10 protein-coding genes and 2 pseudogenes are annotated in these 11,562 nt (G+C 66.1%); 7 read left to right on the top strand and 5 right to left on the bottom strand.

Going from position 1 to position 11,562, the window contains the following annotated elements:
- A partial coding sequence (locus G6018_RS16260) for a helix-turn-helix domain-containing protein (protein WP_182640179.1) occupies positions 1–195 on the top strand: 195 nt, incomplete at its 5' end.
- 1,623 nt (positions 196–1,818) lie between these two features.
- Here G6018_RS16260 and G6018_RS16255 read toward each other — a convergent pair.
- The 4 genes from G6018_RS16255 to G6018_RS16240 all read right to left on the bottom strand — a co-directional run bounded on the left by G6018_RS16255 (position 1,819) and on the right by G6018_RS16240 (position 4,991).
- Complete coding sequence (locus G6018_RS16255; RefSeq protein ID WP_182640178.1) at positions 1,819–2,379, bottom strand: recombinase family protein; 561 nt, start codon at positions 2,377–2,379, stop codon at positions 1,819–1,821.
- 194 nt (positions 2,380–2,573) lie between these two features.
- A complete protein-coding gene (chrA, locus tag G6018_RS16250) occupies positions 2,574–4,001 on the bottom strand; it encodes a chromate efflux transporter (RefSeq protein WP_182640177.1) in 1,428 nt (475 codons plus the stop codon).
- Positions 4,002–4,035: 34 nt separating this feature from the next.
- Complete coding sequence (locus G6018_RS16245) at positions 4,036–4,464, bottom strand: chromate resistance protein ChrB domain-containing protein (protein WP_061917796.1); 429 nt, start codon at positions 4,462–4,464, stop codon at positions 4,036–4,038.
- Complete coding sequence (locus G6018_RS16240; RefSeq protein WP_182640176.1) at positions 4,461–4,991, bottom strand: Chromate resistance protein ChrB; 531 nt, start codon at positions 4,989–4,991, stop codon at positions 4,461–4,463. Before G6018_RS16240 ends, G6018_RS16245 begins: the two co-directional genes overlap by 4 nt.
- A 99-nt stretch (positions 4,992–5,090) precedes the next feature.
- On the opposite strand from G6018_RS16240, the gene G6018_RS16235 reads away from it, so the two are divergent.
- From G6018_RS16235 to G6018_RS16210, 6 genes and pseudogenes are all read left to right on the top strand, one after another.
- Positions 5,091–5,480, top strand: a complete 390-nt coding sequence (locus tag G6018_RS16235) for a metalloregulator ArsR/SmtB family transcription factor (protein ID WP_063935708.1) — start codon at positions 5,091–5,093, stop codon at positions 5,478–5,480.
- Positions 5,480–6,703, top strand: a complete 1,224-nt coding sequence (locus tag G6018_RS16230) for an MFS transporter (protein WP_182640175.1) — start codon at positions 5,480–5,482, stop codon at positions 6,701–6,703. Before G6018_RS16235 ends, G6018_RS16230 begins: the two co-directional genes overlap by 1 nt.
- A 331-nt stretch (positions 6,704–7,034) precedes the next feature.
- A protein-coding gene (locus tag G6018_RS16225) for an IS3 family transposase (RefSeq protein WP_182640174.1) occupies positions 7,035–8,317 on the top strand; the annotation gives its coding sequence in 2 pieces (ribosomal slippage) (positions 7,035–7,308 and positions 7,308–8,317; 1,284 coding nt in all).
- A 182-nt stretch (positions 8,318–8,499) separates the two neighbouring features.
- Positions 8,500–9,834 (top strand): potassium transporter TrkG, encoded by a 1,335-nt coding sequence (locus G6018_RS16220; protein WP_347237888.1) that lies wholly within the window; start codon positions 8,500–8,502, stop codon positions 9,832–9,834.
- Positions 9,827–10,492 carry a TrkA family potassium uptake protein gene (locus G6018_RS16215; RefSeq protein ID WP_277817794.1) on the top strand — a complete coding sequence of 222 codons (666 nt, stop codon included), beginning with the start codon at positions 9,827–9,829 and terminating at the stop codon, positions 10,490–10,492. The genes G6018_RS16220 and G6018_RS16215 overlap by 8 nt, the downstream gene beginning before the upstream one ends.
- 192 nt (positions 10,493–10,684) lie before the next feature.
- Positions 10,685–10,906: pseudogene (locus tag G6018_RS16210) on the top strand (FAD-binding dehydrogenase); the annotation flags it as partial.
- Positions 10,907–11,235: 329 nt separating this feature from the next.
- Here the strand turns inward: G6018_RS16210 and G6018_RS16205 are convergent.
- Positions 11,236–11,562 (bottom strand): annotated as a pseudogene (locus tag G6018_RS16205) (sodium:calcium antiporter); the annotation flags it as partial.

Below are 11,562 nucleotides of genomic sequence, written 5' to 3'. Positions count from 1 at the left end.
CAGGCCGAGGGCATCGCCATCGCCAAGGCGAAAGGCAAGTACAAGGGACGGAAACGCGTCCTGACCGACGAACAGATCGACAACGCCCGCACCCGCGTTGCGGCGGGGGAGGGGCCGACGGCGATCGCCCGAGACCTTGGGATTGGACGTTCCACGCTCTACCGGGCCCTGCAGCGCCGGGGGCGTAGTTGTTGATGGGTGGCCGACCTTGCAGTAGCCCTGCCACATCGAAGGAAAACGGGTGGTTAAGTTTACGAAGATTTGATGAAGAAAACCGACTGCGGCGCCGATGCGCCACGCCCACGTCGCAGAGAGTCGACACTGGGGCCACCTCGAGAGTCGAGGGTGTCGATTTCGAAGGGAAAGCGCGATGGATATGACGGGCATGATGGGCCAGGTGCACGACGTGCTGCACCAGCTGATGGCGTGGTTTCACCAGATGAGTGGAATGCCGATGATGGACATGATGGACATGGCGATGTAGAACACTACTTTCGCGGAGTGACCCGGTGGCGGGGGCGGGCAATTCGGGCCGCTGAAGTGTTCCCGGCGGCGATTCCACGCTTCGGCAGGGGCGACGCGTGTCGGGGCCGCGGCGCAACCGGTATCAGGGTGCCGGTACAACGTCGACTTCCCGGCCGCTGGTCAGTGCGTCCCACTCTGCCGGCCCGCGCTCACCGGAAGAGTGTCGCCGGGATGCCGTGCCCTGGCCGGCGATCACGGTAATTTCGTCCCTTCACCTTGGTTGCCTGATCGTTGACAGGGGCCGATCGAACAAATCACGCTGGTCTCGATGTCCGCGACTACGATGGCCGGACTTCTTGCCGCGGACCGTAAAACCGAGAGCATCCTGCCGAGTGCGATCGGCTTGCGCGGCCGTCGCCCGCAGGCCAGAGAACCTCGAACCCTGAGACGGTGCCGTTGCGCGCATCAGTCCAGTAGACCTTGCCGACCACGGCGTCGGTCACGTGAGCTGGCGCGAAACCGTGGACGCGACCGCGCGCACCGCATAGTTGGCCGGGTGGATGGCGACCCGGCCATGAGGCCGCCTCGGGGCCGGTCGGCTGGTGGGGTTCGCCGCACACCTCCGCCGGCGGTCGAATCCCTACGCGGGTGACCGCCTCGCTCCCGGAGCGCCACGGTAAAGGGGCCTGGGTAAGGAAAAGGGTCGATTCCGGCAGGGCAGGCGATAGGTTCCTGATGGTGATCGGGAAGTAGACGTTTACGGGTTGTATCGGTCGGTCGAGTGCGACCGACGCAGCCTCGCTCGGTGTGAACTCGACTGGCTCGCCGACGGTGATCTCTAGCTTGACTTCGCCTCCTCGGACTGTGTCGGAGTAGACCGCGGTCTGGCCAAACTTGCATGACCTGGTAAGTGGGCCTGTTTCGCAGACCGTGAGGTCAGGCACCGAAGTGGGATCATCTTCGAGGCCCGCTAGGGAGGGCTGCTCGGTGCTCGAAGTGGCTGTGTTTTCTGCCGCAGACGGGGCGTCGTCTTCCAGGAGCGCCCCGACAGTAATGATGCTGCCCAGGATAACGCCGACGCCGCCGACCGTGGCCCACATTTTCCAGGGGACTGGCGGCTTCGGCCTACGAAAGCTCAGGGTCGTTCGCACTCGGCCATGCTGCTGCGAGACCAACTCCCAGCCTTCCTGCTGCTTACTGGTGATCGCTTTCGACTCAGTGCCCGGGAACGCTTTGATTTCGGTGATCTCGTACCGTGGTTCCTTACTTGACATGTCTTTCCCGTCCGTCGATAGCGGTGCTGTGGGGTACCCGTGCCCAAGGGCGGGGATTAGCTACTCGGTGGAGTTTGCACTATTCATCGGACAAGTAGCGGTACACCGACGTGCGGTGCAGACCGAAGAACCGGCCCAGTTCCGCGGTGGTGTAGCCGCCGGTGGCGTGCATCTGGCGGAGCCTGTTGGCGTCAGCGGGGGAGAGCTTGGGCTGCCGACCGCGGTACTTGCCTTCGGCCTTTGCTCGAGCAACGCCTTCGCGGGTGCGCTCGCGGTTCATGGCGACCTCAAACTCGGCGGCCATACCCAGAACCTGGAATAGCATCGCGCCGACGGGATCGCCCGGGTCATAGGTAGACCGCCCGACAGTCAGGGATGCGCCGACACCCTGTATCTGGTCTGCAATGTCGAGCAGGTCTCGAAGCGATCGTCCGAGACGGTCGAGTTTGGTCACGACGAGCTCGTCACCATCGCGCAGTTCGGCTAGGGCGCGATCCAGTGCCGGACGCTTACGCCGTCGGCCACTAACCCCGCGGTCGAGGTGGATCCGCCGAGGATCAACGCCGAGCTCGATCAGTGCTTGTCGTTGTGTCTCGACGTTCTGTTCCTCAGTCGAAACGCGCCCGTAGCCGATCTTCACAACGGCAGTGTTGCATACGACCGTGACTTGCCCACCTTTATTGCGCTACATGTCTACGCCACAGCGGCAGGAGTCGCCGTTAGTGTTCGACCTGCGCGAGCCTCCGATTGGGCGTTCGCTCAGAAAGTGTCGCGTTAGACGATCGTCTAATGCGACACCATCAGGCGGGGCCGGAGTGGGTGGGGACGGTGCTGTCACGGCAGAGGCAATCCGGCGAGTGCTGCTGCTGCGCCGAGGGATGCGCAAACGGCGAGGGTGCGAAGGACTGACCATTTCAGTGCGAAGACCAGGATCAGCGCGACGAGGGTGATGGCGGTGCTGACTGGTTGCCAGGTGCCCAGGTTTGGTAGTTCGAGATGGATCGGGCCCCAGTGAAGTGCGGTGGTGGTGGCGAACAGGGTGTGGAAGGCGAAGTAGAGGGCGAGGTTGGCGATCACGCCCACAACGGCGGCGGTGAGGCCGGTCATTGCTGCGGAGAGTGCTTTGTTGTTGCGGAGTTGCTCGATGTAGGGCGCTCCGAGGAAGACGAACACGAAGCACGGGACGAAGGTGACCCAGGTGGTGATTAGGGCTCCGAGGGTTCCTGCGAGCCATGGGTCCAGGCCTCCGGGGTTGCGGAAGGCGCCGACGAAGGCCACGAACTGCACGACCATGATCAGCGGTCCGGGTGTGGTTTCGGCCAGGGCGAGTCCGCGGACCATTTCCCCGGGTGCGAGCCAGCCGAACACCTCGACCGCTCGTTGGGCGACGTAGGCCAGGACTGCGTAGGCGCCGCCGAAGGTGACCAGGGCGGTGCCGGTGAAGAACATGCCCTGGGTGGTGAACACGCTGTCGGTGCCTGTGAGGAGGGCGACGGCGAGCAGGGGTAGCCCCCAGACGGCGATGCCGATCGCCAGTACCGTTGCGGAGCGTCGCGCGGTCGGGCGCTCAGCGTGCAGCACATCGTCAGGGATCAGTGGCGGCGTCTCGTCGGTGTCGGTGGTGCGGGCGGGGGTTTTGCTCTGTAGTGCATCGGGGCGGGCGCGGCCGATGAGCCAGCCGGTGGCGGCGGCGGCGATGATCACGACGGGGAAGGGGATGGAGAATACCGACAGCGCGAGGAACGAGGCGACGGCGAGCAGGACGAGTGCGCGACTGGCCAGGGCTCGGCTGCTGACCCGGTGGACGGCCTGGGCGACGATCGCCACCACGGCCGGTGCCAGGCCGGCGAAGATCGCGGTGACGGCGGTGGTGTCACCGAACGCCACGTAGATGCCGGATAGGGCGAGCATGGCCACCACGCCCGGTAGGACGAAGAGGGTGCCGGCAGCGATGCCGCCCCGGGTGCCGTTGAGGAGCCATCCGGTGTAGATGGCCAGCTGCTGGGCTTCCGGTCCGGGCAGGAGCATGCAGTAGTTGAGGGCGTGCAGGAACCGTTTCTGGCCGATCCACTTCTTCTCGTCCACCAGGGCGCGTTGCATCACGGCGATTTGTCCTGCCGGTCCGCCGAAGGTCTGGAGGCTGATGGCGAACCAGGTGCGCAGTGCGACCCTCAGCGGGATCGCATCGCCGCTCGCTTTCCGGGTTGGAGCCGAGGGTGTCTCGGTGTCGGTGGGGTTGTTGGCGGTGCGGTCGTTGGTCATAGCGCGTCCCGGTTCTGGTGATGGGTGGGAGTGATCAAGCGGGGCGCCCGCCGAGCAGGCTTCGACGGTAGTACTCATAAAGGCCGTTGAAGACCGGGGTGGTGACGGCCATGGTGTGGTGGTCGTCGCCGATCAAGGACAGTCCGCGTAGGACCGTGTCCAGGCCAGGTGCTTCAGGGGCCTCGTATCGGTCGTCTTCGAGGTCGGCCTCGTGGATGATTTCGGCGATGCGCCACAGCACGGGGTCGGCCAGGTCGTAGCGACGCAGGATGGTCTCGAATGTGCAGTCGCCGTTGTGGTGGGACAGTTCGACGCCTCGCATGTCGAACGGGGTGGCGTCTGCCGGCACGTCGTCGGGTCCGGCGACGAAGATGAACTCGGCCTCGCTGTCGACGAACCGGGTGATCAGCCACGCGCAGGCGGCGCGATCTATGTGAATTCCGGTGCGGGTACTCCACTTCACAGCGATTCCTTCGTCTGGGTGTTGTCGGTTTGGGTGTGGTCTGCGGTCTGCGGGTCCGGGCTCGCGAGTTGGCGGAGGGCGGTGTGGGCGACGGCGCGTTCCGGTGGGGGGAAGTAGTCGCGCCTGGTGATCTGCCGCCACTGGTTGCGCAACCGGCGCAGGCTGCTCACTCGCTCCTCCTCGGCCGCGTGCAGGGCCGCGGCTGCCTGGGCGGTGAGCTCGGCGTACTCGGCGGCGCGGGCGTTGCGCATCTGTTCGATGAGGTAAAGTTCCTGGGCCTGGGTGGTGGCCGACGCGATCCAGATCCCGGCCTGGCCGCCCCACTCGAGCACTTCGTCGGCCAACCACTCCAGGTGTTCGCGCGACCGGGCGTCATCGGGCAGGGCGACGACGTTGTCCGCGAACTGGGCGACCCCGAGCTTCTTGAGCTTTCGCCACAGGGTGATCCGAGGTGTGGACGGTTCCCGAGGCAATCGGTAACTCAGCAGCACCCACTGGCCGCGCGTCGCGGAGGTCGCATCGTTCACTCGCGAAATGAAACCACGGTTACACCCTAGGCGCCAGCGGTTTATGTCACGCCGGGCCTTTCCCACGAGTCGGCGGTGCCAATGTGCAAGAATCTGCGTATGGATGCAGATAAGCAGATGTGCGGTCTTGATCCGGACAGTCAGTTCGTCGAGCTGGCTGTAGAGGTGTTCGCGATGTTGGCCGACGCCACCAGGGTGCGGATCATCCTCGCGCTGCGGCAGGCGGGGGAGATGTCGGTGAATCATCTTGCGGATGTGGCGGACAAGACCCCGGCGGCCATCTCGCAGCATCTGGCGAAGCTGCGCTTGGCCCGGATTGTCGAGAGCCGGCAGGAGGGCCAGCGGGTGTTTTACCGTCTGGCCAATGAGCACGCCTCCCAGCTGGTCTCTGACGCGATCTTCCAGGCAGAACATGCCCTCGGGGGCACGCCCCGCCACCATCGGGTCCCGGTCGATCAGCCGCCGGTGGTGTCGACCGGACCCCAGTGATGGTGGGGGTTCTTCGCAAACCCACCTACGCCCGGCTGTTCGCCGCGCAGGTGGTGGCGCTGCTGGGGACGGGCTTGCTGACGGTGGCGCTCGGGCTGCTCGCGTTCGATCTGGCCGGAGGCGATGCCGGTGCGGTGATGGGGACGGCGTTGACCATCAAGATGGTGGCGTATGTGGGTGTGGCGCCGGTGGTGGCGGCGTTGGTGGATCGACTTTCGAAGAAAGCCGTCCTGGTGGGAGCGGACCTGGTCCGGTTCGCGGTCGCGTTACTCCTGCCGTTCGTTGAGCAGGTGTGGCAGATCTACGTCCTGGTGTTCGTCTTGCAAGCGGCCTCGGCGACGTTCACCCCAGCGTTTCAATCCCTGATCCCGGCAGTGCTCCCGGACGAGCGTCAGTACACCCGCGCGTTGTCGCTCTCGCGGCTGGCTTATGACCTCGAATCACTACTGTCGCCAGCTATCGCCGCCGCGATGTTGGCCGTGGTGAGCTTCCATGACCTGTTCGTCGGCACCGCGATCGGGTTCGCCGGATCCATCGTGTTCGTGCTTGTGGCGCACCTGCCGGCGGCATCTGTCACGACCTCCGGATTGCCGTTCTGGCGCAGGCTCCGCGAAGGGGCCGCGGTGTTCGCCCGCACGAGAGAGTTGTGGTTTCTGATGTGCGCCAACGTGGCCGTGGCTGCGGGTACTGCGCTGGTCATGGTCAACACCGTGGTCTATGTCCGCGGCGTGTTGGACCGTGATGATTCCGACCTCGGACTCGCCCTGGCGTGCTACGGGTTGGGGTCTCTTCTGGTCGCGGTGGCCACACCGCGACTCGTCGAACGTCTCGGGGTGATCCGCACGATGGCGGCCGGGATCGCGGTGCTCGCGATCTTTCTGACCGTGGCGGTGGCGGTCACCGTTGCAGTGCACTCATCGGGCACGGGGTGGGGATGGCTACTGGGCACGTGGTTCGCGCTCGGCGCGGGCACATCCCTGATCAACACGCCGTCAGCGCGATTGCTCGCCGCCGCCTCCACCGAAAAGAACCGCAATCTGGTCTACACGGCTCAGTTCGCTCTCTCGCACGCCTGCTTCCTCATCACCTACCCCGTCGCGGGCCTGGTGGGCGCATTGAGTCTGACCCTTGCGTCCAGCGCACTCACCGCGATCGCTGCACTCGCCGCCATCGCTGCGGCAGTTGCGGGAATGTCGAACGGCCCAGCCTTACGGCCCAGATAGCAGGGGCGGGCACGCGGCCATTCAGGGTGGGGGCGGAGCTGATTGCCGACCGCTGAAACGGCGAGAGTCGCGCGGCTCGTGCACACCCAAGCTTGATACAGCGACTGGATATCGGTCGCTCACCGTCTCCCGTGCGTTCTCGCGAAGGAGTTCGGTGTGACAGGTGCTGGTGGCGCTTCGGTGGGGTGTCAGGTGAGTTTGACGGAGGTGAGGCAGGTGAGGTCGTTTGCGCCGGTGGAGATCTCCGCTGTGCCTGTTGTGTTGCCGTAATCGATGGTGAACCGCCCCAGGTTTCCCGCCGCCTCCTTTTCGAGTCGAGGAGGATGGCTGTATGCCGAAGAAGATCGATCCCGCGGTCAAAGAGCGGGCGCTGCGGATGGTGGCCGAGCACCGCGGTGAGTACGCGTCGCTGACGGCCTGCTGTGACCAGGTGGGCCGACGTCTGGGGCTGGGCAAGGAGACGGTCCGGAGGTGGGCTGTGCAAGCCGACATCGACGCCGGAACCCGGCCCGGCGTCAGCACCGAGGAGAGCGCCGAGATCAAGCGCCTCAAGGCCGAGAACCGGCGGCTGACCGAGGACCTGGAGATCATGCGCAGGGCCTCGATTTTCTTCGCGGGGGAGCTCGACCCCCGCAACCGGTGATCTGCGAGTTCATCGACCAGATGAGGTCCGAGGGGCATGCGGTCGAGTCGATCTGCCGAGGCCTGCGCAAAGCGGGCCTGCAGATTGCCGCACGGACCTACCGCGAGTGGACTTCGCCGCAGCGCGTGGTGGCGGCCAGGACCGTCAGCGACGCCGAGGTCGAGGACACCGTCCGCAAGCTCGTGTGGCAACCCGATGGGCAGGGGCGGCGGAAGATGCAGCCTGCGGGCCTGAACGGGCGCCGCAAGATGCTTGCCGAGGTGCGCCGGGCCGGTCTGACCACAGCCAGCCCAGGAGCAGTGGACCGTGTGATGCGAACGCTCGGGCTATCAGGCGTACTCCGGTCCAAGAAGGTGTACACCACTTCCTCGGATCCGGACGGTGTTCGGGCGCCGGACCTTGTCGATCGCGACTTCACCTCGGATCGGCCAGATCGGCTCTGGGTCGCCGATTTCACATACGTCCGAACGTGGGCCGGCTTCACCTACGTGGCGTTCATCGTCGACGTGTTCGCCCAGCGCATCGTGGCGTGGAACGCGGCCACCTCCATGGCCACGGACCTCGTCATGACTCCGCTGCGGATGGCGCTGTGGCAACGCGACCGCGAAGGGCACCCAGTCGAGCCGAAATCGCTGATCAGCCACTCGGACGCAGGCAGCCAGTATACATCTGTAGCGTTCACCGAACGCCTCTCCCTCGAGGGGATCGAACCGTCGATCGGCAGCGTCGGCGATGCCTACGATAACGCGCTCATGGAGACGATCAACGGCCTCTACAAGGCCGAGTGCATCCGCTCGTCGATCTTCCACGACGGGCCGTACAAGACGCTTGCCGACGTCGAGTACGCCACCGCCGCATGGGTCGAGTGGTACAACAATGACCGGCTGCACTCGAGCCTGGGATACGTCCCGCCCGTCGAGTTCGAGCTGAGTTACTACGCCGCTCTCAACCGAGAGTTGCAACCCACATAGGGAGCGGCGGGAAACCTGGGGCGGTTCACCATGACAGTAGTCCTGGTTCCGTGGGGTTGTGGAGTCGGTCGGGGTGAGTGGCTCTTGCGGGGCGCGGCTGCGTGCTGGGTCTACAGTCTGTCGTCGTGGATGGGTATGGGCGGGTGTCGCCGTCTGGGTTATCGCGGTGGGCGGGCCGGGCGGTGTCGAGTCCGGTCCGGGTGGTCGCGTTGAGTTTCGCCGCGGCGATCGTGGTGGGCACCGTGGTGTTGATGTTGCCTGTCTCGGTGACGTCGGGCAGTGGTGCCGGGGTGACCGAGGCGGTGTTCACGGCGACGTCGGCGGTGTGCCTGACCGGGCTGATTGTGGTCGATACCCCGGTGTACTGGTCGGGGTTGGGACAGGTGGTGATCCTGGGTCTGATTCAGATCGGCGGTCTGGGGATCATGACGTTGGCCTCGTTGGTGGGGTTGGTGTTGGCGAACCGGATCGGGTTGAAGGCGCGGCTGAACACCACGGCCGAGGCCAGGGCCGCCGAACTGGGCCAGGTCCGCGACGTCGTGATCGGTGTGGTGCGGATGAGCGTGCTGATCGAGGCGTTGGTGGCGGCGGCGCTGATGCTGCGGTTCGCGGTCGGATACGAGGAACCGTGGTGGCGGGCATGGTGGCTGGGGGTGTTCCATGCGGTCTCGGCGTTCAACAACGCCGGGTTCGCGCTCTACAGCGACAACATGATCGGCTTCGCCACCGACCCGTGGATTTGTGTGCCATTGATGGTGGCGGTGGTCCTGGGCGGGTTGGGGTTCCCGGTGCTGTTCGAGGTGGGCCGGCGGGTACGGCATACCCGCACGCAGCGGCGCGAACACCCGCGGTGGAGCCTGCACACCCGGCTGACCGTGTACGTCACGGTCAGCCTGCTCCTGGTTGGGTTCGCGGCGGTGTTGGCGCTGGAGTGGACCCGCACCCTGCAGTCCTTCGGGGTGGCCGACAAGGTGCTCGTGGCCGCGTTCCAGGGGACGATGCCCAGGACCGCCGGGTTCAACAGCGTGGATTACGCCCGGATGGACGAGGCGACGCTGCTGGTCACCGATGTGCTGATGTTCATCGGGGGCGGCAGTGGCGGCACGGCGGGCGGGATCAAAGTGACGACGTTCGCCCTGCTGTTGTTCGTGTTGATCGCCGAGGTCCGCGGCGAGAAGTCGGTCACCATCCTGGACCGGCGGGTGGACACGCGGGTCCAGCGCCAGGCCCTGGCGGTGGCACTGATCGCCATCGGACTGGTGATGGTCTCGACGATCGTGCTCCTGGCCGGAACCGAGTTCGGACTGGGACAACTATTGTTCGAGGTCACCTCCGCGTTCGCCACGGTCGGGTTGTCCACCGGAATCACGGCGCAGCTTCCCGGGTGGGGGCAGTGGATACTGATCGGGTTGATGTACCTGGGGCGGATCGGTCCCATCACCATGGTCAGTGCCCTGGCCGCCCGGCAGCGTGGACGCCGGTATGACCTGCCCGCAGAAAGGCCCCTCATTGGCTAAGAGAAGTGCCCCCGATGCGGTTGTCGTGCTCGGACTGGGCCGGTTCGGCAAGTCTCTCGCCCTGGAACTGATGGCCCAGGGGGCGGAGGTGATGGGCGTGGACGCCAGCGACACCGTAGTGCAGAAGATCGCCCACCGCCTCACGCACGCGGTGGTGGCCGACACCACCGACGAAGAATCGCTGCGGCAGTTATCGGTCCATGAGTTCGACCGGGCGGTCGTGGGCATCGGGTCGGACCTGGAAGCGAGCCTGCTGACCGCCTCGGCCCTGATCAACATGGGCGTGACCAACGTGTGGGCAAAGGCGATCAGTAACTCCCACGCCAGGATTCTCACCCAGATCGGCGTGCACCATGTCGTGCGTCCCGAGCACGACATGGGCAAACGCGTCGCCCACCTGGTCCGTGGACGGATGATCGACTTCATCGAGTTCGATGACGGGTTCGCCATGGTCAAGACCACCGCCCCCGCCTTCGCCACGGGCTGTAGCCTGGGCCAGTCCACCATCCGGACCGACTACGGCGTGACCGTCGTGGCGATCAAACGCCCGGGAGAGGGCTTCACCTACGCCACCGCGGAGACGATCCTGCACCCCGGAGACACCATCATCGTCTCGGGAAAGGTCCGCGACACCGAGCGTTTCGCCGACCTGGCCTAACCCCGCCACGCGTGCCGAACGGACACCGCCGGTTGCAGAGTCGGCCAGTTCGGCGACACCGTCTACTGATCAGGTGCCGGGTTCTGAGGTGTCGAGTTTCGGTGGGGTTGGACGCAGCACGTGGCGGAGCGGACCCAGGCGGGCGGCGCTGGCGCCCAACCTGGGCGTGGTCTCTGTCGGCGACGACACCGCCTCTTCCTGGTGGACACCCCGGAGCAGCGGCGGATCGGGATCTCCGACTCCCTCGAGCTGGCGTGGCGGGACTGGCTCGGCTCCGCCGGGTTCGACCGCCCCGAGGGCCACTGGCCGCGGCAGTGGGCGCGGGCGTACGTCGAGTTCGCCGCCGGGGAGAAGCGAAAATACCTGCACGACCTGGGCCTGCGGATCATCCCCACCGTCGGCTGGGAACGTGGACCTGCTGCAGACGCTCACGCACGCCAGGCTCGCCGCCCCGTGAGGTCGAGGGCGGCTGCCAGGCTCGAGCAGCAGCGCGACCAGCCTGAGTTGGGCGTCGAAGGACAGCCCCGCCTCGGGCTCGTCGCCGAGTACGTGTACGGGACGGACCGCTGGGAAGGCTTCCGTGTGCACCCGCTGCCGGCTTCGGTGGCGGCGGCGTGCACGGCTACAACTCGTTGGAGGGCACGTTCCTCGGAGGCTGCATCTTCTCGGGGATGAAGGCCGGCCGGGCGATGGCGCGGGAGGTCTGATCGAGGCAGGCACCGCCGGCGCGGCGGTCGTCGCTGTCATGCGCGCGGCGGGGAGGCCCCTGAGCCGCCGGCCGCCGCGTCCTGAGCAGCACTGTCACCTGTGACCGGCCGCCCGCGGGTCTGCGCCCGCCCACGCAGCACACCGAGTTCGTAGGTGGCCAGCACTATCAACCACAGAGCGGTGATGGGGATGACAAACCACAGCATCGCGGCACTGAACGGCCCCAGCGCGTCGTGGTCGGCCGCCTGGAGCACGACGTAGGCGATGTACGCGGCGTAGAAACCAGTGAAGAGAACGCCCTCCCACCGTGCGATCGCCAGGCCGGTGAAGGCGATCGGGAGCAGTGCCAGGGACACCGCGAG

It is taken from the genome of Dietzia sp. DQ11-44, from assembly GCF_014145205.1.
GTDB classification, from domain to species: domain Bacteria; phylum Actinomycetota; class Actinomycetes; order Mycobacteriales; family Mycobacteriaceae; genus Dietzia; species Dietzia natronolimnaea.
The sequence above is the reverse complement of the archived record's forward strand: the minus strand, read 5'-3'. Positions and strand labels throughout refer to the sequence as shown.

What these genes read in the sequence shown, in the direction of transcription:
- chrA (WP_182640177.1), bottom strand. Translation starts at nt 4,001, where the DNA reads ATGACCAACGACCGCACCGCCAACAACCCCACCGACACCGAGACACCC.
- G6018_RS16235 (WP_063935708.1), top strand. Translation starts at nt 5,091, where the DNA reads ATGGATGCAGATAAGCAGATGTGCGGTCTTGATCCGGACAGTCAGTTC.
- G6018_RS16230 (WP_182640175.1), top strand. Translation starts at nt 5,480, where the DNA reads ATGGTGGGGGTTCTTCGCAAACCCACCTACGCCCGGCTGTTCGCCGCG.